Source organism: Pseudomonas sp. TE6283 (assembly GCF_054060555.1).
Genome location: NZ_JBSSDH010000016.1, coordinates 106,230 through 126,647, shown reverse-complemented (window position 1 = coordinate 126,647; position 20,418 = coordinate 106,230). Strand labels below are relative to the sequence as shown.

The following is a 20,418-nucleotide window of genomic DNA, read 5'->3' as shown; positions in this document are numbered from 1 at the left end:
GACAATCCGCAAGCGTTGAATACAGCCCCACGGACATTCGCTCTGCCGCTATGCTCTGAAAGAAACTGTTATAAAAAAACAGCTTGTCACAGCACATTTGTAGGATCCTGCAACCGCTTGCGTGTTGGTGATCAACCGTCCGGCACGTATGATCCTTGGCAAACTTCTCAGAACAGAACGCTATGTCATTGATTGTGCTATTGCTTCTGCCCTTCCTGGGCAGTTGCCTGGCGGCTGTACTGCCGCACAACGCACGCAACGCCGAGTCCATTCTTGCCGGGCTCGTGGCCCTGGTCGGCACTGTCCAGGTGGCGTTGCTGTACCCCCAGGTCGCCGATGGCGGGGTGATCCGCGAGGAATTCCTCTGGCTGCCGAGCCTGGGCCTGAACCTGGTCCTGCGCATGGACGGCTTCGCCTGGCTGTTCAGCCTGCTGGTGCTGGGCATCGGCACCCTGGTGTCGCTGTACGCCCGCTACTACATGTCGCCCCAGGACCCGGTGCCGCGCTTCTTCGCCTTCTTCCTGGCGTTCATGGGCGCCATGCTCGGCCTGGTGATCTCTGGCAACCTGATCCAGCTGGTGTTCTTCTGGGAATTGACCAGCCTGTTCTCGTTCTTGCTGATCGGCTATTGGCACCACCGCGCCGACGCCCGCCGCGGCGCCTACATGGCGTTGATGGTCACGGGGGCCGGCGGCTTGTGCCTGCTGGTCGGGGCCCTGCTGCTCGGCCATGTGGTCGGCAGCTATGACCTGGACAAGGTCCTGGCTGCCGGTGACACCATCCGCCAGCATGCGCTGTACCCGGTGCTGCTGCCCCTCATCCTGATCGGCGCCCTGAGCAAGAGCGCGCAATTCCCCTTCCAGTTCTGGCTGCCCCATGCCATGGCGGCGCCCACCCCCGTCTCGGCTTACCTGCACTCGGCGACCATGGTCAAGGCCGGGGTGTTCCTGCTGGCCCGCCTGTGGCCGGCGCTCTCGGGCAGCGAGGAATGGTTCTGGATCGTCGGCGGCGCCGGTGCCGCCACCCTGCTGCTCGGCGCCTTCGCCGCGATGTTCCAGAACGACCTCAAGGGCCTGCTGGCCTATTCGACCATCAGCCACCTGGGCCTGATCACCCTGCTGCTGGGCCTGAACAGCCCACTGGCGGCGGTCGCCGCGGTGTTCCACATCCTCAACCACGCCACCTTCAAGGCCTCGCTGTTCATGGCCGCGGGGATCATCGACCACGAGAGCGGCACCCGTGACATCCGCCGCCTGAGCGGCCTGTTTCGCCTGGTGCCGTTCACCGCGACCCTGGCCATGGTCGCCAGCGCCTCGATGGCCGGCGTGCCGCTGATGAACGGTTTCCTGTCCAAGGAGATGTTCTTCGCCGAGACCGTGTTCATCACCTCCACGGCCTGGGTCGAAGCGGCCTTGCCGGTGATCGCCACCCTGGCCGGGACGTTCAGCGTGGCCTACGCGCTGCGTTTCACCGTCGATGTGTTCTTCGGCCCACCGGCCCAGGACCTGCCACACACGCCCCACGAGCCGCCGCGCTGGATGCGCGCGCCGGTCGAACTGCTGGTGCTCACCTGCCTGGTGGTCGGCATCTTCCCTGCGCAATCGGTCGGCCCGCTGCTGGCCGCGGCCGCGTCCCCCGTGGTGGGTGGCGTGCTGCCGGAATACAGCCTGGCCATCTGGCATGGCTGGAACGCGCCACTGATGATGAGCCTGATCGCCATGACCGGCGGTATCGTGCTTTACCTGCTGCTTCGCAAGCAGCTGCAGCGCGGCCGCTTCCCCTACCCGCCGCTGATCGAGCGTTTCAACGGCAAGCGCCTGTTCGAGCACGGCCTGGTGCGCCTGATGCTGCTGGCCCGGCATGTCGAGCGGCTGCTGACCACCAAGCGCCTGCAGACGCAATTGTTCATGCTGGCACTGGCGGCCTTCGTCGCCGGCCTGGTACCTCTGCTTTACAGTGGCCTGAGCTGGGGCGACCGGCCGAAGATCCCGGGCTCCGGGGTGTTCGTCGCGCTCTGGCTGATCGCCATCGCCTGCGCCATCGGCGCCGCCTACCAGGCCAAGTATCACCGACTGGCCGCCTTGATCATGGTCGGCGTCTGCGGCCTGATGACCTGCATCACCTTCGTCTGGTTCTCCGCGCCGGACCTGGCGCTGACCCAACTGGCTGTCGAGGTGGTCACCACCGTGCTGATCCTGCTCGGCCTGCGCTGGCTGCCACGGCGTATCGAAGGCGTGTCGCCGCTGCCCGGCAGTCAGGACCGCGCACGCCTGCGGCGCCTGCGCGACCTGGTGCTGGCAGTGCTGGTCGGCGGCGGCATGGCGCTGCTGTCCTACGCCATGCTGACCCGCCCGACGCCCAACGACATCTCGTCGTTCTACCTCAGCCGCGCCCTGCCCCAGGGCGGCGGCACCAACGTGGTCAACGTGATGCTGGTGGATTTCCGCGGCTTCGACACCCTCGGCGAGGTCACCGTGCTGGTGGCCGTGGCGCTGACCGTGTTCGCCCTGCTGCGCCGCTTCCGCCCGCCGAAGGAGAGCATGCAGCTGCCGGCACAGCAACGCCTGCTGGCACCGGACGTGGTCACCGACCTGGTCAACCCGCGCCAGGCCACCGATACCGCGCTCGGCTTCATGATGGTGCCGGCCGCCCTGGTGCGCCTGCTGCTGCCGATCGCCCTGCTGGTGTCGATGTACCTGTTCATGCGCGGCCACAACCAGCCAGGCGGCGGTTTCGTCGCCGGCCTGGTGATGTCGGTGGCGTTCATCCTGCAGTACATGGTCGCCGGCACCCAGTGGGTCGAGGCGCAGATGAGCCTGCGTCCGCTGCGCTGGATGGGCACCGGCCTGCTCTGCGCCACCCTCACCGGTGCCGGGGCGATACTCCTGGGATACCCGTTCCTGACCACCCACACCGCCCATCTGCACTTGCCGCTGCTCGGTGACGTGCACGTGGCCAGCGCGCTGTTCTTCGACATCGGCGTGTACACCGTGGTGGTCGGCTCGACCCTGCTGATCCTCACCGCCCTGGCCCACCAGTCAGTGCGCGCCTACCGCCCCGCCAAGTCCAGCCAAGCAGGAGCCGCCTGATGGAAGAAGTCATTGCTGTCGCCATCGGCGTCCTGGCCGCCTCCGGGGTCTGGCTGGTCCTGCGCCCGCGTACCTACCAGGTGATCATGGGCCTGTGCCTGTTGTCCTACGGGGTCAATCTGTTCATCTTCAGCATGGGCAGCCTGTTCATCGGCAAGGAGCCGATCATCAAGGACGGCGTGCCCCACGACCTGCTGCACTACACCGACCCGCTGCCCCAGGCACTGGTGCTCACCGCGATCGTCATCAGCTTCGCCATGACCGCGTTGTTCCTGGTGGTGCTGCTGGCCTCCCGCGGCCTGACCGGGACCGACCACGTCGATGGCCGGGAGCGTGAGGAATGAGCGGGATGAACCAACTGATCATCGCGCCGATCCTGCTGCCGCTGGTCACCGCATCGTTGATGCTGCTGATCGGCGAGAAGCACCGCTGGCTCAAGGCACGCCTGAACCTGCTGTCCACCGCCCTTGGCCTGGGCATCGCCGTCACCCTGCTGATGTGGGTGCGCACCCAGGGCCAGGCCGAATCCATCGGCGTCTACCTGCCGGGCAACTGGCCGGCGCCTTTCGGCATCGCCCTGGTGGTCGATCACCTGTCGGCGCTGCTGCTCACCCTCACCGGCATCGTCGGCTTGAGCGCCCTGCTGTTCGCCCGGGCACGCTGGGATGGCGCCGGGGCCAGCTTCCATGCGCTGTTCCAGATCCAGCTGATGGGCCTGTACGGCGCCTTCCTCACCGCCGACCTGTTCAACCTGTTCGTGTTCTTCGAGGTGCTGCTGGCGGCCTCCTACGGCCTGCTGCTGCATGGCTCGGGGCGAGCGCGGGTCAAGGCCGGGCTGCACTACATCGCCATCAACCTGTTCGCCTCGTCGCTGTTCCTGGTCGGCGCGGCCATGCTCTATGGCGTGACCGGTACCCTGAACATGGCCGACCTGGCGCTGAAAGTGCCGCTGGTGCCAGAAGCCGACCGCGGCCTGCTGCATGCCGGCGCGGCGATCCTGGCCATCGCCTTCCTGGCCAAGGCCGGGATGTGGCCGTTGAACTTCTGGCTGGTGCCGGCCTATTCGTCGGCCAGCGCGCCGGTAGCCGCGCTGTTCGCGATCATGACCAAGGTCGGGTTGTACGCCATCCTGCGCATGTGGACGCTGCTGTTCTCCGGCCAGGCCGGCGCCTCGGCGTTCTTCGGTGGCGACTGGCTGGTGTATGGCGGCCTGGCGACCCTGGCCGTGGCGGCCATGTCGATCCTCGCCGCCCAGCGCCTGGAGCGCCTGGCGGCCCTGAGTATCCTGATGTCCGCCGGGACGCTGCTGGCCGCCGTCGGCTTCGGCCAATCAATCCTGACCGGCGCCGCGCTGTTCTACCTGGCAAGCTCCACCCTGGCCCTGTGCGCGCTGTTCCTGCTGGCCGAGCTGGTTGAGCGATCGCGCTCGGCCAACGAGGCGCCGCTGGACGATGAAGAAGATGCGATGCCTTCGCCCCTGGAATCGCTGCACCCGCCCAAGGGCATCAACCTGGACGACGAGCAGCAGGCGGTGATCGGCCAGATCATTCCCTGGACCATGGCCTTCCTGGGCCTGAGCTTCATCGCTTGCGCCCTGCTGATCATCGGCATGCCGCCACTGTCGGGCTTCATCGCCAAGCTCAACCTGATCAGCGCGCTGTTCAACCCGCAAGGCCTGGGAGTTGCCACTGAGCAGCCACTGGGCACCGCGGGCTGGATCCTGGTCACCCTGCTGGTGTTGTCCGGCATGGCCTCGCTGATCGCCTTCGGCCGCGTCGGCATCCAGCGCTTCTGGAAGCCCGAGGAACGCCCCTCCCCGGTGTTGCGTCGCTATGAATGCGTGCCCATCGTCATCCTCCTGGGCCTGTGCATCTTCCTCAGCCTCAAGGCCGAGCCGCTGCTGCGCTACACCCAGGACACCGCCGCCAGCCTGCGCACGCCGGAGACCTACATCAAGGCAGTGATGGCGACCCGGCCGTTGCCCGGCCCGACCACCGCCGGCCTGGAGGTGCAGCCATGAATCGACTGCTCCCCGCGCCACTGCTTTCCGTTGCGCTGTTCGTGCTGTGGTTGCTGCTCAATCTGTCGGTCAGCCCAGGCAACCTGCTGCTGGGCGCCCTGCTGGGCATCCTCGCGCCGATCCTGATGGCGCCGCTGCGCCCGCAGCATGCCCACGTGCGCAGGCCCTGGGTGATCGCCAAGCTGATCGGCCGGGTCGGCCTTGATGTGATCCATTCCAACCTGCAGGTCGCCCGTGGCGTCCTGCGCGCTGGCAGCACGCCACCGCGCTCGGCCTTCGTGCACATCCCGCTGGACCTGCGCGACGCCCACGGCCTGGCGGCGCTATCGATGATCACCACCGTGGTGCCGGGCACCATCTGGTCGGAACTGGCCCTGGACCGCAGCGTACTGCTGCTGCACGTGTTCGATCTGGACGACGAACCGGCGTTCATCGAACATTTCAAACACACCTATGAACGCCCGCTGATGGAGATCTTCGAATGAGCGGCCTGCTCGCCAATGCCGTCCTCGCCAGCCTGTTCATCTTCGCCCTGGCGATGGGGCTGACGCTGATCCGGCTGTTCCGCGGCCCGTCCGCCCAGGACCGGGTACTGGCCCTGGACTACCTGTACATCCTGGGCATGCTGATGATGCTGGTACTGGGGATCCGCTACGCCAGCGATACCTATTTCGAAGGCGCCCTGCTGATCGCCCTGTTCGGCTTCGTCGGTTCCTTCGCCCTGGCCAAGTTCCTCCTGCGTGGCGAGGTGATCGAATGAACGAAAGCGTGGTATTGCCGTTCTGGCTGGAGCTGGTCACGGCCGCCCTGCTGCTTATTGGCAGCCTGTTCGCGCTGGTCGGCGCCATCGGCCTGGTGCGCCTGAAGGAGTACTTCCAGCGCATGCACCCGCCTGCACTGGCTTCGACCATCGGCGCCTGGTGCGTGGCGCTGGCCTCGATCCTGTATTTCTCGGTGCTCAAGCAGAGCCCGGTGCTGCACGCCTGGCTGATCCCGATCCTGCTGTCGATCACCGTGCCGGTGACCACCCTGCTGCTGGCCAGGGCCGCGCTGTTTCGCAAGCGCACCTCGGGCGAGGAGGTACCCGAAGAAGTCAGCAGCGGGCGTGATCGCGGTAACTGAGCCTCAGGCCTGGCTCAGGCGCTGCAGCTCGCGGCGCACCATGGCAACGAAGGGCGGCGGGCTCATCTGGTAGAGCTCGCCGGCCACCCAGGCCAGCCAAGCGCCCTGCAGTTCAAGCCGACGCGCCAGCAGGCGCTCGGCCTGTTCGATCGCCCTTGCCTGATGTTCACGGTGGAAGTCGGCCCGCGAGGCAGGCGAGTCGGCGTCGCTCACTCGCTGGCCTTGAAGGTGGTCAGCTCGCCCTTGCGCCACTTGGCGACCTTGCCGGTCACTGCCTTGAGCAGCTTGCCCAGACCTTCCTGAACCTGCTGTTGGGCCGCAAACACAAGCATCACGCCGTGCCCTTCACGGAACACGATGGCCTCGCCTTCCGGCACGGAAACGAAGGCGTAGTCACCCTGCCCGTAGACATTGAACTTGATCTCGCGAAAACGCAGTTCGAGCTTGCCGCCTTCGCGGCTGGGCAGCACGGCTGCACGGAAATGGTCACCCACTTTCAGCTCCAGGCGCTGCTTGTCGTCGACCACCATCGCATCGTCGGTATCGATCTCGGCCATGTACAGGCCGTCGGGGTTCTGCTCGGTGACATACACGAAACGCCCCTGGAACAACTTGACCAGCTTGGCGCGCAAATCGCCCAGGGCAAACAACGCATGGGTATCAAGAGTACTGACTGCCAATGAAAAGCTCCTCACATCAATTACAGCGGGCCGCACCGCGCACGCCGCTGGCGTGGGATGGCAACCACTTCAAGTCGAAGTCCGATGGACCATGGATTCGGTAAGCGAAGATCCACGCACAGGGACGATACGCCAAGCAGGGAAAACTTCCCCGCTGGAACATCCGGCGTGCTTCGGCAAACTATCCGCAAATAGGAACCGTAATACCTGACAGCTAAAGGGTCAGGAAAGATGCGACTACTGGAGGCGACACTTCAGCTCAAGTGTGCCCCAACCCTTCATCGCGCATTACAGGTACAGGAATATGCACGAAAACACCGAATTCCGTCGAGAGGCACGTAGCATTTCTTGTCGCACGGCCGTGCCAGGTATCTCCCGGTATAGTGTCGTGGCCGCCGGCATCAGCTTCTTCCACATTACTGAAACCAACTCCGGCAAAGTCCATGGATTCCGCCAACGCTACCAGGACGCCTGGGAGCTCGCACGCTACCTGGAGCGCTGAGGGTTCAAGCTGCGTGGCTCCTATCCACCTGCTGTTGCCACGCAGCCTGGCATTCCAGGGCCTCTTCGCGGCTGGCGAAGGCGGTGCCACGGCGCTCGCCGTCAACCAACACCACCCAGCACACCCGTTTGCCCAAGGCCTGCAAGGACCGTGGCACACCACTGCCGATCATCACGGCCACATCGACTCGGCTCGTCATAATTCCCTCCGGAATTTAATTAGCCACCTAACGATATACCCATGATACGTCCTGGATCGCTTACGAATAAGGCGCCAGGCAGAACAGCAGTGTTACATTCCGGGCAACAAATCGCGTCAGTCAAGCCCGGGTTCGGGGCGATACCCCAGACGCAGGCCACCCCAGTGTCGACCTGCGACGAAGATCGGCACCGACAGGTCGTGCATCAGCTCTCCCGTGTCTCGCGTGTAGGTCTGCAACAGCACCCGCTGCTGATGACTGCCGCAGCGAGCGCCCGTGCGGTCGTCGAACAGGCGCTTGCTGCGGTTGTGCGCCGTGTCATGGGCGATATCGCCGGTCAGTGGTTGGTTGAAGGCATTGTTGTGGGTCGGCACATAGCCCTGCTGGGTACAGGCGATGGCATACACCAGCCCATCGTGCTGCAGCAGCGGCTCCTGGAGCTGTGGCAGCACGGTATCGGTGTAGTGGTCGAAGCGCGTGGTGAAACGCGGAGGTTGCATGCCGGCAATCGGCCGATACTGCCGGTCGAACAGATCGTCCAAGCCAATGAGCCCCTGTTCGATATCCGCCTCGAAACGCTCGCCGATATGCCGCGCACCCGCCTGCGCCAGCTCAAACACCCGTTGGTGGTAGACGTCCAGGCCGACCTCGGCCAACCGTTCGCTGAGGCTTTCCACCTGCCCCTCCATTTGCACCGCCGCCTTGGCCAGGCGCCGGGTCTGCTGGTCGCTGACCTCCAGATCGCCGCGCACCTGGGCCACGGCCTGGAACAGGGTGTCGAGTTGGGCTTGGTTGATCTGGGTACCGCCGGCTATTTCACTCACCTGACCCTCGACACTGGCCGCCAGGCTGGCGATCTGCGCCAGTTGCCCACCGGCCTGCTCGACCTGGCCGACCCCCTTGCCCAGGTCCTCGGCCAGCGTGCGGATCTGCGCCACCACCTGGGCGGTTCGCGCCTGGATGTCGGCAACCATCTGCCCCACTTCCTCGGTGGCGCTGGCGGTGCGCCCGGCCAGACCGCGCACCTCGTCGGCCACCACCGCGAAACCACGGCCATGCTCACCCGCCCGCGCTGCCTCGATGGCGGCGTTGAGCGCCAGCAGGTTGGTCTGGCTGGCAATGCCCTGGATCACCAGGGTGACCCGGGCGATATCCTCGCTGCGCTGATGCAAGGCCTCGATCAACTCGCGGCTGGCCGAAGCACGCACACTCAAATCACGCATGCACTGAATGGATTCGGCCAGCACCTCGCTGCCTACCACGCTGCTGCCGTGGGCTGAGCGAGCGGCTTCCAGTGCCTGCTGGCTTAGCTGGGCGGTCTGCTCCTCGGTGGTGATCATGATCTCGGCGCTGCCGACGATGTCCTGGGCAGCCCCTAGCTGCGACTGCACGCGGGCGGCCAATTGCTGTACCGAATGGGCCACTGCAGCGGCCGACAACGCATTGTGGCTGGTGCCACGGGCCAATTCTTGAAGCAGCGAACTGTCCGCGGCGGCGGCAGGCGCCGACTGCGCGACGACCGCCTTGCGCGCAAGCGGCACCCACAGCACCAAAAGCGCCAACGGCAAGGCCAGGTACAAGGACAGCCCGGCGAATGCCATGGCCGCCAGTACCGCGCACAGCGCAACGCCCCGGCCCAGGGGGACGGCGGCTCCCGCAAGAGTGGGGGTGGCCCGCGGTGCTTCGCCAGCCGGCAGAGATCCTTCTCGCGTCATCTTCGTGATCCATCCGCATGTCGTTATTGTGACGACATTAAACGCCACTATAACGCCATTATCCACGCTCACTTGGATGCAGCCGTCCACCCTTTGATACAGGGCAAGAAAACACGAAGGCCCCAGGGATCGCTCCCTAGGGCCTTGCGTGGGCGCTGGATCAGACTTGCCGCTGGTGGCGGTCGAGCTGCTCGTGACGCTCCTGGGCTTCGATGCAGTACTTGGTGGTCGGGCTGATCAGCAGGCGCTTGAGGCCGATCGGCTCGCCGCTGTCGTCGCACCAGCCGAAGCTTTCATCGGCGATGCGGTCCAAGGCCATCTCCAACTGCGGCAGCAGGCGCTGGTCACGATCGATGGCGTTGACCAGCCAGGTGCGCTCTTCCTCGACCGACGCCACGTCAGCGGGATCCGATGGGGTATCCAGGCTTTCGATGGAATTGCGGCTGAGTTCGATGCGCTCGTGGGTTTCGACTTTCATCGCCTGCAGCAGCGCGGTGAAATACGCGAGCTGTTCGGCGTTCATGTAGTCATCGGCCGACATGGCCAGCAACTGTTCCTTGGTCATCGACTTCTCTATGAAAAATGTGCATTTGGGCGATTCAGGTGCCGCCGACGACGTATCGTCGGTAGCGAAATTCTTCAAGCGCCAACCGGCACTCTTTTACAGGGGGCGGCAGTCTAAGGTGCCGCGTCGCAGTGGGCAACATAAATGACGGAGGATTTGTCCGAAATGGCCAGGAATCCGCCTACTGGTGCGCAGTCTGCCGCCTTTCACGGCAAGGGAAGCAATATGTCGTAACAAATACCGGCTGTCATCACGTCTGCGTGCAAGCGCCGCCACGGCAGGAGGTATAGGGTTAGTGACCAGCAATCGCTTCGAGCCCCCTTCATAAGGCCTTCTATTCACGCATGAGGCCTAACCATGAACGATATGTCACCTCAACGTCTGACACGCTCCAGCTCCCTTCAATGCAAGGTTGCCCAACGCTTCAGCGAGCGCCCGGAATTGCTCGACGCCGCAGACCATATCCTCGTGGCGCAGTGGCCGCATTATCTACCGAACGACACCCATGATCCAAGGGTGCTCTATCTCGCCAGCCGACATCCACGCACCGGCAGCCTGTGGGTTCGCCCGTTGTCGCGTGTGCTCGCCGAGCGCTATTGCCTGCGTCGGACACTCAACCTCACGGTCGGCGAGGATGCCCTTACCACCCGCGTCGATGGCGACCCCGCCTGGCAGGTATACATTCCCCTGCACCAGGTTGAGTTGCTGATCAATGACACCGCACCGCTACTGCTTGAGGTGTATCAACAATCGCTGGCAACCTATTGGAGCCGCTTTGACAGTAGTGGTGAAACTCCTTGGCACCGGTACGCCGAAGACCTTCGCAACCGATTCAGAGAGGCCATAGAAACCCACCAGAACGCCGGCAGCCTAACCGCCTTCGCCTTGGTCGTCGCCAGAATGGTGTATGCCTACCCTGATCCCGCCCAGCGAAACTGGCAGAATGCGGCCGGCCTGAGCGTCTCGCAGCTTGCCGTGGACTTTTCCCAGGATGGAACGCTGGACAACGAACTGGCGAGCGCACTGCTGATCGAGCACCGTGATGCTGACCCCCAGCGCAATCTGGTCCTTCTTTATACCCTCACAGGCAAGCTGCTCGCTTTCGCATCCCGCCAGGACCTGCTGGCAAGCATCGCCCGGTACTGGCCCCCACTTTCCCGGGCCTCCTCCCGGGAGGTCAGCATCGGCCCGCCCGCCCAAGGAGACTTCGAAAGCATGGCGCTGGGCTTGCTCGACCAACAGCTACGCGTGATCGAGCATCGCGCCAAGGCTTATCGAGACAAACTCGGCGCCCTCAACATGAGCCTGGAACTGGACCGGCTCACCTCCATGCTCGACCTATGCAGCAATGCCGAGTCCACCCAGCGCATGGCGTTGTCGGCCCAACTGCCCGACTGGCTGCGCAACGCCAAGAGCCAGCCCTTGCTGCGCTACAGCACGCTACTGCTCGACGTCGCCAGGGCCTGCAAGAACACCGATGGGCAGTTCTGGCTCGATGGTGTCGACAATGCCGAGGACTTTGCCAACCGGCAACTGGCCGCACGCTTCACGGCGGACCATCCGGGCGATACCCTCGAGCCGGGGCAGATCAGGATCGTCAACTACCAGACCATCGCCGCCGCCGCGGCGCGCCCAGGGCTTGGCAGTACGGGCGAGGTGAACCCCGTCACCTTTTCCCTCGCCCAGTTGGCGATCGCCAACGTCGGTTTGCTCAAGCCCGGCCGGGTGGAACTGCACACGGAAAGCGCCGAGCCGTTGCCTGACTGGTTGAACGAGGACTACCTGCGCACAGTGGTCGGCGAACTGGACATTGCCAGTGCATATCCCGCCATGCTGCGCAGCAAGCTGCTGGATGACACCTCGCAACGGGAGCAGCGCCAACGCCTGCTCATTGCGCAACTCGCCAGTCAATTGCCCGCCCTGGCTCAGGAGCTGTACCTACGAGGGAAATTGCCAGATCAAGACATCGCCAATCGTATCGCCCAGGTGTTCTGCGCCACCGACGACGATGACCCGAAGCACTGGATCATCAGGCCGCTGGGTCTGCTCAAGGCCCCTGGCTCGACAGTGGATTATCCATGCAATACCTGGCTCATCGAGCCACGTTCACCCAATGCCGACAGTTGCCTGCTGTACCGCCCCCTGCACGAGGACAGCCTGTTACAATTCAGCGATCGGCTGGCGCTGTTCGTGGCCATCAGCACCCCTGGCGCCCTGCAAGACGACCTGCTGCAACGCCTTCCGGCCGAAGACCGAAGATTTTATGCCCATGGCGGTTTCCTCGAGCCTCACCTGTTCGTTCCACTGGATGACACCAGCGCCATCCCGTTCGGCAAGCCGGCTCCGGTGGAGCTGACAGTCGAATCACCGTCCAACGACCTCGGCGCGGATCTCTACCTTGCCTGCGTCAACGAATCGGTCCAGACGTTCGAAGAGCATGCCTCGACAAGCGCACAGACCCGCTGGGCGCGCTGGAAAGAGCTGGGTTGGTTGCTGTTCAACACCCTGCTCCCGCTGGCGGGAGGCACACTGGGCAAGGTGGCGTGGCTGGCGCAGATGGAGGTGACACTGGCCGAATTCGCAAGCACCGATGCCGAACGCGATCCCACCGGACATGAGCTGGCCGGGGTCAACCTGCTGGTCAACATCGCCCTGCTGCTGGCCGTCCATTCGAGCAACCGCCTGAATGAGGAAAGGGGTACTGCACGCGCTCTTGACGCGCCAGCCATGCCTCTCATCGCCTCTGATCCGCAACCAGTCTCTCCCAGCGTGGTCCAGGACCACCCCCTGGTCCATCTAGACTTCAGCTGGGCACGTCCCGCACAGACCCTGACTACCGCGCAAAGCACCGCACTGCGAGCCTTGCGGGCAGACATCGACGTCGCCTCACTCGGTGAACCGCTACCCAACGGTATACTGCGCGGTCTATACCTGCATGGGGAAAAACTCTATACACAGCTGCACGTCAATGTGTACCAGGTCATGCTCGACATGCCTCGCAACCAGATGCGCATCGTCGGCCCCGACGAAACCGCAGGCCCCTGGTTGCGCCGCGACGAAACCGGTCGTTGGCAATTGGACCTGAGCTTGACGCTCAAGGGCGGCATGCCACTGTCCGCGCAGATCCGCAAGCTGCAACTGGAAAAGGAAAGCGCACTGCGCACGGCCAACGCAGTGATCAAGACCGACAGGGACACCATTGACGCGAAAATCAAGGAGCAGGCTACCCTCGAAAAACTGGTGGCCACATCGCTCGACGACGCCCGCCTGCAGACCTGCCAGGACAAGCTCGACACCCTCTCGGGCTTCTGGACGGCACATATCGAACACCTTAAACAGCGCAACATCTTGCAACCTGTAAAGGAATTCAAAAAGGTCCATGCCTTCGCGCTCTATCAGGACAGTTTCTGCCAGCGGCTGCTGCGCAAGGTCCTGCACCTGCGCTATCAGCCTGACCGGGACCAGATACTGCAAGCTGCCCGGCTTCAGCAAAGCGGCGAAACGCTTACCCCGGCGGACGCGGGTATCATCGCTGCCCGCCTGGACAGACTAGCCCCCCTGATTGACCGGATGATCGACAACAACAGGCGCTTGCGCCATTGCCAGGATGAGCTGAACAAACTGGCAAGCCCTCAACAACCGGAGATCCAGCAATGGCGAGACCTCGCCTACACCATGCGGGCCTCCCCGGAACAGGAACTGGTCCTGCGCTTCCTGCGGCTGGAAGGACTGCTCAACCGCATGACCCTGGTACATGGCCTGAGCGAAGAGGCCTGCCGCTGGAGAGACCGCTTCTGGGATAGCTTCGAACTGGGTATCGCCCAGCGTGCCAGGCTTTTCAAGCTGCAAAACGCCGATGACGAAATCACCGCCAGGCTGCTGCGCAGCATCATCGGACACCTCGAGACAGCAGCACGACAACTGCAGATTTTCACAACGCTGATCCGTGGCGACTCGCCGCTACAGACCGTGCGACAGATGAACGAACAACTCGACTGGCTGCTGGAACGAAACCGCAAGGACCTCAGCGAATTGCCCGACTACCCACCGATCAGCACACTGGGGCAACTGCGCAAGAAGGTGCCCGGGCTGATCGAAACCACCGAGCACGGGCTGCTCCTGGCCGATCCGCGCAGCGACGATGCCAACACCGTCGATATTCCCGGGCCGGACGACAAGACACCCGCGCGCACCTACCACCTCAAGCAGGGCGACTGGGTGGAGCTCAGGCCCAGCCGCGCCCCCGCTCTCGCGACGCAGATGAGCCTCAAACGCCTGCTCAAGGACAGTGACAGGTTGATTGCGCAGGCCCACGACGAGGTGTCGAGCCTGCAAGCGCACCCGAATCGCTATCTGCCGGTTGAGATCGAGGAGAGCGTGCTTCATCAACGCACCCGCCTGCTCGAAAGGGTCGATGCCATCGAGGCACGTCTGACCGAGGACAACGAAACCGACGAAGCCCGTGCCGGCAAGGATGCCGAGCTGGTCGCCGGATCCCTGCGCAGGCTGGCGCAGGAGTTGCCGGAAACGGCAACGCGGCTACGCGTTTCAGCCGCCCTCACGCAGAAGCCGCGCATGGGTGAAGTCATGTACCTGGTCGATGGCGGACACGTGCAAGTGCGTGCCGAGGGAGCCCGCAGTCGACTGGCCAGGGTCAAGGGCCGACCCGCCGATTTTCTCGACGAATACAGCATCAGCCATGAAGGCAAGGTTCTGTGGTATGCGCACTTCCACTATCCGTCAATGACCACGGCCAAGGCCGACTTCACCGCCGGGCATCTGAAAACAGCGGAGCAACGGCACATGCCCGGCCAGCGCTACAGCGATGGCAGCGGCAGGGTGTTCGACGTCTATCGAGCACCGATCACCAGCACGGCCGCCGCCCGATACTTCTTCGGCCTGTAAGCCAGGGGGCGCGGCCCAGGCTGCGCCCCCTTCCCGTCAGCGGTCCTTGAACTGCGCCTCGCGCTTGGCAATGAACGCAGCCATGCCCTCTTTCTGGTCTTCGGTGGCGAACGCGGCATGGAACACCCGGCGCTCGAAGCGCACGCCTTCGCTCAAGGTGACCTCGAAGGCGCGGTTGACGCTCTCCTTGACCATCATGCTCACCGGGATCGACTTGCTGGCGATGGTCGCGGCCACCTTCAGCGCCTCCTCCACCAGCTCGGCCTGCGGCACGATACGCGCCACCAGGCCGGCGCGCTCGGCCTCCTCGGCGCCCATCAGGCGACCGGTCAGGCACAGCTCCATGGCCTTGGCCTTGCCCACGGCACGGGTCAAGCGCTGGGTGCCGCCCATGCCCGGCAGCACGCCGAGGTTGATTTCCGGCTGGCCGAACTTGGCGTTGTCGGCGGCCAGGATGAAGTCGCACATCATCGCCAGCTCGCAGCCACCGCCCAGGGCAAAGCCCGATACGGCGGCGATGATCGGCTTGCGCCGGTTGGCGATGCGGTCAGCATCGCTGAACAGGTCCTCGACGTAGATCTGCGGGTATTGCAGCTCGGCCATTTCCTTGATGTCGGCGCCGGCGGCGAAGGCCTTGGCGGAACCGGTCAGTACCACACAGCCGATGTTTGGATCCTTCTCCAGCTGGTCCAGGGCCAAGTTGATCTCGCCGACGATCTGCGCGTTCAGCGCGTTCAGCGCCTGCGGGCGATTGAGGGTGATCAGGCCGACCTTGCCGTGGATGTCCAACAGGATGGTTTCGAATGCCATGCAGTCTGCTCCTTCAAAGATTGCGCGCAATGACCATGCGCTGAATGTCGCTGGTGCCTTCGTAGATCTGGCAGACCCGCACGTCGCGGTAGATCCGCTCCAGCGGGAAGTCGCTCAGATAGCCATAACCGCCGAGGGTCTGCAAGGCGTCCGAACAGACCTTTTCGGCCATTTCCGAGGCGAAAAGCTTGGCCATCGAGGCTTCCACCAGCGCCGGGCGCCCGGCATCGCGCAGGGCCGCGGCGTGCAGCACCATCTGCCGGGCCACGGCGATCTTGGTTGCCATGTCGGCCAGGCGGAAGGCCACGGCCTGGTGCTCGATCAACGGCTTGCCGAAGGTCTGCCGCTCGTTGGCGTAGTCGCGTGCCGCCTCGAAGGCGGCGCGGGCCATGCCCACCGACTGCGAGGCGATGCCGATCCGCCCGCCCTCGAGGTTGGCCAGGGCGATCTTGTAGCCCTGCCCTTCTTCACCCAGGCGGTTGGCCACCGGCACACGCACGTTATCGAAGACGATCTGGCAGGTGTCGGAGGCATGCTGGCCAAGCTTGTCCTCGACTCGCGCCACCTGGTAACCCGGTGAATCGGTGGGCACGATGAAGGCCGAGATGCCGCGCTTGCCGGCGTCCGGATCGGTGACGGCGAAGACGATCACCACCCCGGCGTTCTGCCCGGAGGTGATGAACTGCTTGCTGCCATTGAGCACGTAGTGGTCGCCGTCCAGGCGGGCCCGGGTCTTCAGGCTGCTGGCGTCGGAGCCGGCCTGGGGCTCGGTCAGGGCGAAGGCGCCGAGCATCGCGCCGCTGGCCAGTGGCGCCAGGAACTGCTGTTTCTGCGCCTCGCTGCCGAACTTGAGGATCGGCACGCAGCCCACCGAGTTGTGCACGCTCATGATGGTCGAGCAGGCGCCGTCACCGGCGGCGATCTCCTCCAGGGCCATGGCATAGGCCACATAGCCGGTGTCGCTGCCGCCGTACTGCTCCGGCACCAGCATGCCGAACAGGCCCAGGCCGGCCATCTCCTCGATGGCCTCCTTGGGGAAGCGGTGCTCCTTGTCCCACTGTTCGGCAAACGGTTTCAGACGCTCCTGGGCGAAGTCGCGCACGGCGTCGGCGATCTGTTGTTGCTCTTCAGTTACCAGCATGATTCACCTCAGTACAGGCACTCGACCGCCATGGCCGTCGCTTCGCCACCGCCAATGCAGATGGCCGCCACGCCACGGCGCAGGTTGTTCTGGCGCAGGGCCGACAGCAGGGTCACCAGAATGCGCGCGCCCGAGGCGCCGATCGGGTGGCCCAGGGCGCAGGCGCCGCCGTGGATATTGACCTTTTCATGGGGCAGGTCGAGGTGCTTCATGGCCGCCAGGGTGACCACGGCGAAGGCCTCGTTGATCTCGAACAGGTCCACCTCGGCCAGGTTCCAGCCGGTGCGCTTGAGCAGCTTGTCGATGGCACCGATGGGCGCGGTGGGGAACAGTGCCGGGGTGTCGGCGAAAGCCGCATGGCCATGGATCACCGCCAGGGGCTTGAGGCCGCGTTTCTCGGCCTCGGAGCGACGCATCAGCACCAGCGCGGCGGCGCCGTCGGAAATCGAACTTGAGTTGGCCGCGGTGACGGTGCCGCCTTCACGGAAGGCCGGCTTGAGCTGCGGGATCTTGTCCAGGCGCGCCTTGGGCGGCTGCTCGTCGTCCTTGATGACGCGCTTCTCCTTGCCCTCGGTGACTTCCACCGGAACGATCTCGGCGGCGAAGCGGCCGCTCTTGATCGCTTCCTGGGCACGGGTCAGCGAAGCGATGGCGAAGGCGTCCTGGGCCTCGCGGCTGAAGTCGCCCTTCTGCGCGCAGTCCTCGGCGAAGGTGCCCATCAGGCGTCCCTTGTCGTAGGCGTCTTCCAGGCCGTCCATGAACATGTGGTCGATGATCCTGCCGTGGCCCATGCGGTAGCCGCCACGGGCCTTGTCCAGCAGGTACGGGGCGTTGGTCATGCTTTCCATGCCACCGGCGACGATCACGTCGGCGCTGCCGGCGAGCAACTGGTCATGGGCCATGATCGCCGCCTGCATGCCCGAGCCGCACATCTTGTTCAGGGTGGTGCAGGTGGTGTGCTTGTCCAGGCCGGCACCCAGCGCCGCCTGGCGCGCCGGTGCCTGACCCTGGCCGGCCGGCAGCACGCAGCCGAACAGCACCTGCTCGACACTGGCGGCATCGATGCCGGCGCGTTCGACGGCGGCACGAATGGCTGCGCTGCCCAATTGCGCCGCGGTCAAGCTCTTGAGGTCGCCCTGCAGGCCGCCCATGGGCGTGCGCACGGCGCTGACGATGACAATCGGATCGTGGTTCAGGCTCATGCTGGGTTCTCCTTACTTGGCAGCCATGCGCAGCGCGCCGTCGAGACGGATCACTTCACCGTTGAGCATGCTGTTCTCGATGATATGACGGGCCAGCGCTGCGTACTCCTGCGGGCGCCCCAGGCGCGGCGGGAACGGCACGCCGGCGGACAGCGAGGCGCGGACTTCGTCGGTCATGCCGGCCATCATCGGGGTTTCGAAAATGCCCGGGGCGATGGTCATCACGCGGATGCCGAAGCGCGCCAGCTCACGGGCCGCCGGCAGGGTGAGGCTGGCGATGGCGCCCTTGGAGGCGGCATAGGCGGCCTGGCCGACCTGGCCGTCATAGGCGGCAATTGAAGCGGTATTGATGATCACGCCCCGTTCGCCACCCTCGTCCGCCGGACCTTCGGCCATGGCCGCGGCGGCCAGGCGCAACAGGTTGAAGCTGCCGATCAGGTTGACGTTGATGACCTTGGCGAAGCTGCCCAGGGCGTGCGGGCCATTCTTGCCCAGGACCTTCTCGGCGCCGACGATGCCGGCGCAGTTGACCAGCCCGTGCAGGCCGCCGAAGGCGCTGACCGCGGCATCGACCGCCGCCTTGGCGGCCTGTTCGTCGCTGATGTCGGCCACCGCGAAGCGGGCATTGGCACCCAGTTCGGCGGCCTTGGCCTCGACGGCCGCGGCGTTCAGGTCGACCAGCATGACCTTGGCGCCGGCCTCGATGAGCATCTGCGCGGTGGCGGCGCCCAGGCCCGAGGCCGCGCCGCTGACGATGAAATTCTTTTGAGTGATGTGCATGTCGGTTTTCCTTCAGGCGCCCGCAGCGATCGGCTGCGCGGCTTGTTGTCGGGCGATTTCCTGGTTGCGCAGGATGAAGCGTTGCAGCTTGCCGCTCGGGGTCTTGGGCAGCTCGCCGACGAATTCGATTTCACGCGGGTAGGCGTGGGCGTAGAGGCGCTGGCGCACGTGCTGGCGCAGGGTTTCCTCAAGTTCGGCGCTGCCCTGGTAACCCTGGGCCAGCACCACGAAAGCCTTGATCAACTCGGTGCGTTCCGGGTCGGGTTTGCCGATCACCGCCGCCTCGACCACCGCCGGGTGCTCGATCAGTGCGCTTTCAACATCGAACGGGCCGACCCGGTAGCCCGAGGTGGTGATCACATCGTCGCTGCGACCGACGAAGCTGATGCTGCCGTCCTGATTGAGCTCGACGGTGTCGCCGGACAGGTAGTACTTGCCAACGAAGGCCTTGGTCGGCAGCCCGTGGTAACCGGCGAACCAGCACAGCGGCGATTGCTCACGGTCCACCGCGAGGATGCCGGGCTGGCCGGCAGGCAGTTCGTTGCCCTGCTCGTCCACCACCACGATGCGGTGGCCGGGAATGGCGAAACCTGCCGATCCAGGGTGCACGGGGTGTAGCAACGCATGGTGGTTGCACAGCACCATGCCCAGCTCGGTCTGGCCATAGTGGTCGTGGATGGTCACCCCGAGTTCATCGGCAAACCAGCGGATCACCTCCGGATTGAGCGGTTCGCCAGCGCTGCTGACGACCCGCAGCCGGCCCTTGACGGGCCTGGAGAAGGCCTTGCCGGCGGCGATCAACAGACGGTAGGCGGTGGGTGATCCAGCCAGATTGGTGATACCCAGCCTGTCGATGATGCTCGCACAGCTCTCGACGCTGAATGGCCCATCGTAGAACGTCGTGGCATGCCCAAGGGACAACGGGCCGGTAACCGCGTAGTACAAGCCGTAGGCCCAACCCGGATCGGCCAGGTTCCAGAAGTTGTCCTCCGGGCGCAGGCCTATGGCATCGCGCATGTAGCCCTGGAACGCGACGATGGCGCGCAGGGGTACCTCCAGCGGCTTGGCCGGGCCCGTGGTGCCGGAAGTGAACATCAGGAGAAAGGGATCGTCTCCATTGCGCGGTACAGGTTCGCATATAGCATTTGCCGCGCCGAGCAACTCGTGAAAATCCGCCTCGTCGACGCCGGCGCCCACCGTGATGCAAGGAGGGCACTGCGCCACGCCCTCGAGCTTGCCACGGTTGCCACGATCAGTGATCACCACCTTTGCAGCGGAGGCATGCAACCTGTGCTCGATGGCTTTGGGGCCGAAAGCGGTGAACAGCGGTTGGTAGACGGCACCCAGCCGCCAGGTGGCCAGAATGGTCACCATCAGTTCCACGGTGCGTGGCAACAAGCCCGCCACACGATCCCCAGGGCCAACCCCATAGGCGTTGAGCACATTGGCAAAGCGTGCTGCCAACCCTTGAAGCTGCTCGAAGCTGTAGCGGTTACTGGAACCGTCATGGGCTTCGCACAGCAATGCAATCCGCTGTTCGCCCACATGACGGTCGCAGCACTCGACACAGGCATTGACTGCGGTGAGGCTGCCCTGCAGCGCCTGGCGCACCGCATCGGCATGGACGAACGTTCGCACGGCCTCGGCGTAATCGGACATGGTCAGACTCCTTGGATTGTTATTGTAGG

17 protein-coding genes are annotated in these 20,418 nt (G+C 64.6%); 7 read left to right on the top strand and 10 right to left on the bottom strand.

Translation table 11 applies throughout. The features are described from left to right. Positions 1-182 precede the first annotated feature (182 nt). From ACVWZ5_RS19820 to ACVWZ5_RS19795, 6 genes are read left to right on the top strand one after another with little or no spacing between them, the layout of a single operon-like run. The gene (locus tag ACVWZ5_RS19820) at positions 183-3,089 is read left to right on the top strand and encodes a monovalent cation/H+ antiporter subunit A (protein WP_062573417.1); all 2,907 of its coding nucleotides are present in this window, start codon (positions 183-185) and stop codon (positions 3,087-3,089) included. Then, positions 3,089-3,433 carry a Na+/H+ antiporter subunit C gene (locus tag ACVWZ5_RS19815; protein WP_028690551.1) on the top strand — a complete coding sequence of 115 codons (345 nt, stop codon included), beginning with the start codon at positions 3,089-3,091 and terminating at the stop codon, positions 3,431-3,433. The genes ACVWZ5_RS19820 and ACVWZ5_RS19815 overlap by 1 nt, the downstream gene beginning before the upstream one ends. Continuing rightward, positions 3,430-5,109, top strand: a complete 1,680-nt coding sequence (locus ACVWZ5_RS19810; protein ID WP_062573416.1) for a monovalent cation/H+ antiporter subunit D — start codon at positions 3,430-3,432, stop codon at positions 5,107-5,109. Before ACVWZ5_RS19815 ends, ACVWZ5_RS19810 begins: the two co-directional genes overlap by 4 nt. Continuing rightward, entirely contained in the window at positions 5,106-5,594 is a 489-nt protein-coding gene (locus ACVWZ5_RS19805) for a Na+/H+ antiporter subunit E (protein ID WP_062573415.1), read from the top strand. Before ACVWZ5_RS19810 ends, ACVWZ5_RS19805 begins: the two co-directional genes overlap by 4 nt. Then, on the top strand, positions 5,591-5,869 hold the full coding sequence (locus tag ACVWZ5_RS19800) for a K+/H+ antiporter subunit F (RefSeq protein ID WP_011534656.1): 279 nt from the start codon (positions 5,591-5,593) through the stop codon (positions 5,867-5,869). The genes ACVWZ5_RS19805 and ACVWZ5_RS19800 overlap by 4 nt, the downstream gene beginning before the upstream one ends. After that, positions 5,866-6,231, top strand: a complete 366-nt coding sequence (locus ACVWZ5_RS19795; RefSeq protein ID WP_028690548.1) for a Na+/H+ antiporter subunit G — start codon at positions 5,866-5,868, stop codon at positions 6,229-6,231. The genes ACVWZ5_RS19800 and ACVWZ5_RS19795 overlap by 4 nt, the downstream gene beginning before the upstream one ends. 3 nt (positions 6,232-6,234) lie before the next feature. On the opposite strand, the gene ACVWZ5_RS19790 is transcribed toward ACVWZ5_RS19795, so the two are convergent. The 5 genes from ACVWZ5_RS19790 to ACVWZ5_RS19770 form a co-directional block, all read right to left on the bottom strand. Continuing rightward, positions 6,235-6,444, bottom strand: a complete 210-nt coding sequence (locus ACVWZ5_RS19790) for a hypothetical protein (protein WP_062573413.1) — start codon at positions 6,442-6,444, stop codon at positions 6,235-6,237. Further along, positions 6,441-6,911 (bottom strand): hypothetical protein, encoded by a 471-nt coding sequence (locus ACVWZ5_RS19785; protein ID WP_062573412.1) that lies wholly within the window; start codon positions 6,909-6,911, stop codon positions 6,441-6,443. The genes ACVWZ5_RS19790 and ACVWZ5_RS19785 overlap by 4 nt, the downstream gene beginning before the upstream one ends. 506 nt (positions 6,912-7,417) lie before the next feature. Then, the gene (locus tag ACVWZ5_RS19780) at positions 7,418-7,612 is read right to left on the bottom strand and encodes a hypothetical protein (protein ID WP_062573411.1); all 195 of its coding nucleotides are present in this window, start codon (positions 7,610-7,612) and stop codon (positions 7,418-7,420) included. Positions 7,613-7,728: 116 nt separating this feature from the next. Continuing rightward, the gene (locus ACVWZ5_RS19775) at positions 7,729-9,213 is read right to left on the bottom strand and encodes a methyl-accepting chemotaxis protein (RefSeq protein ID WP_230962670.1); all 1,485 of its coding nucleotides are present in this window, start codon (positions 9,211-9,213) and stop codon (positions 7,729-7,731) included. Between the two features lie 274 nt (positions 9,214-9,487). Continuing rightward, positions 9,488-9,892 (bottom strand): TraR/DksA family transcriptional regulator, encoded by a 405-nt coding sequence (locus ACVWZ5_RS19770; RefSeq protein WP_028690543.1) that lies wholly within the window; start codon positions 9,890-9,892, stop codon positions 9,488-9,490. Between the two features lie 357 nt (positions 9,893-10,249). On the opposite strand from ACVWZ5_RS19770, the gene ACVWZ5_RS19765 reads away from it, so the two are divergent. Next, positions 10,250-14,797, top strand: coding sequence for a hypothetical protein (locus ACVWZ5_RS19765; protein WP_457340803.1), 4,548 nt, complete (start codon positions 10,250-10,252; stop codon positions 14,795-14,797). Positions 14,798-14,833: 36 nt separating this feature from the next. Here the strand turns inward: ACVWZ5_RS19765 and ACVWZ5_RS19760 are convergent, their stop codons facing one another. Genes ACVWZ5_RS19760 through ACVWZ5_RS19740 form a run of 5 tightly spaced genes read right to left on the bottom strand, consistent with a single transcriptional unit; the run spans position 14,834 to position 20,389 of the window. Next, a complete protein-coding gene (locus tag ACVWZ5_RS19760; RefSeq protein WP_186600655.1) occupies positions 14,834-15,607 on the bottom strand; it encodes an enoyl-CoA hydratase in 774 nt (257 codons plus the stop codon). A gap of 13 nt (positions 15,608-15,620) precedes the next feature. Further along, positions 15,621-16,748 (bottom strand): acyl-CoA dehydrogenase, encoded by a 1,128-nt coding sequence (locus ACVWZ5_RS19755; protein WP_301142454.1) that lies wholly within the window; start codon positions 16,746-16,748, stop codon positions 15,621-15,623. A gap of 8 nt (positions 16,749-16,756) precedes the next feature. Further along, a complete protein-coding gene (locus ACVWZ5_RS19750) occupies positions 16,757-17,950 on the bottom strand; it encodes an acetyl-CoA C-acyltransferase (protein ID WP_062573406.1) in 1,194 nt (397 codons plus the stop codon). Between the two features lie 12 nt (positions 17,951-17,962). Next, positions 17,963-18,730, bottom strand: a complete 768-nt coding sequence (locus ACVWZ5_RS19745; protein ID WP_062573405.1) for an SDR family NAD(P)-dependent oxidoreductase — start codon at positions 18,728-18,730, stop codon at positions 17,963-17,965. Between the two features lie 12 nt (positions 18,731-18,742). Further along, positions 18,743-20,389, bottom strand: a complete 1,647-nt coding sequence (locus ACVWZ5_RS19740) for an AMP-binding protein (RefSeq protein WP_084942557.1) — start codon at positions 20,387-20,389, stop codon at positions 18,743-18,745. Between the last annotated feature and the right edge of the window lie 29 nt (positions 20,390-20,418).

What these genes read in the sequence shown, in the direction of transcription:
- ACVWZ5_RS19820 (WP_062573417.1), top strand. Translation starts at nt 183, where the DNA reads ATGTCATTGATTGTGCTATTGCTTCTGCCCTTCCTGGGCAGTTGCCTG.
- ACVWZ5_RS19815 (WP_028690551.1), top strand. Translation starts at nt 3,089, where the DNA reads ATGGAAGAAGTCATTGCTGTCGCCATCGGCGTCCTGGCCGCCTCCGGG.
- ACVWZ5_RS19810 (WP_062573416.1), top strand. Translation starts at nt 3,430, where the DNA reads ATGAGCGGGATGAACCAACTGATCATCGCGCCGATCCTGCTGCCGCTG.
- ACVWZ5_RS19805 (WP_062573415.1), top strand. Translation starts at nt 5,106, where the DNA reads ATGAATCGACTGCTCCCCGCGCCACTGCTTTCCGTTGCGCTGTTCGTG.
- ACVWZ5_RS19800 (WP_011534656.1), top strand. Translation starts at nt 5,591, where the DNA reads ATGAGCGGCCTGCTCGCCAATGCCGTCCTCGCCAGCCTGTTCATCTTC.
- ACVWZ5_RS19795 (WP_028690548.1), top strand. Translation starts at nt 5,866, where the DNA reads ATGAACGAAAGCGTGGTATTGCCGTTCTGGCTGGAGCTGGTCACGGCC.
- ACVWZ5_RS19780 (WP_062573411.1), bottom strand. Translation starts at nt 7,612, where the DNA reads ATGACGAGCCGAGTCGATGTGGCCGTGATGATCGGCAGTGGTGTGCCA.
- ACVWZ5_RS19775 (WP_230962670.1), bottom strand. Translation starts at nt 9,213, where the DNA reads ATGGCATTCGCCGGGCTGTCCTTGTACCTGGCCTTGCCGTTGGCGCTT.
- ACVWZ5_RS19770 (WP_028690543.1), bottom strand. Translation starts at nt 9,892, where the DNA reads ATGACCAAGGAACAGTTGCTGGCCATGTCGGCCGATGACTACATGAAC.
- ACVWZ5_RS19765 (WP_457340803.1), top strand. Translation starts at nt 10,250, where the DNA reads ATGAACGATATGTCACCTCAACGTCTGACACGCTCCAGCTCCCTTCAA.
- ACVWZ5_RS19760 (WP_186600655.1), bottom strand. Translation starts at nt 15,607, where the DNA reads ATGGCATTCGAAACCATCCTGTTGGACATCCACGGCAAGGTCGGCCTG.
- ACVWZ5_RS19755 (WP_301142454.1), bottom strand. Translation starts at nt 16,748, where the DNA reads ATGCTGGTAACTGAAGAGCAACAACAGATCGCCGACGCCGTGCGCGAC.
- ACVWZ5_RS19750 (WP_062573406.1), bottom strand. Translation starts at nt 17,950, where the DNA reads ATGAGCCTGAACCACGATCCGATTGTCATCGTCAGCGCCGTGCGCACG.
- ACVWZ5_RS19745 (WP_062573405.1), bottom strand. Translation starts at nt 18,730, where the DNA reads ATGCACATCACTCAAAAGAATTTCATCGTCAGCGGCGCGGCCTCGGGC.
- ACVWZ5_RS19740 (WP_084942557.1), bottom strand. Translation starts at nt 20,389, where the DNA reads ATGTCCGATTACGCCGAGGCCGTGCGAACGTTCGTCCATGCCGATGCG.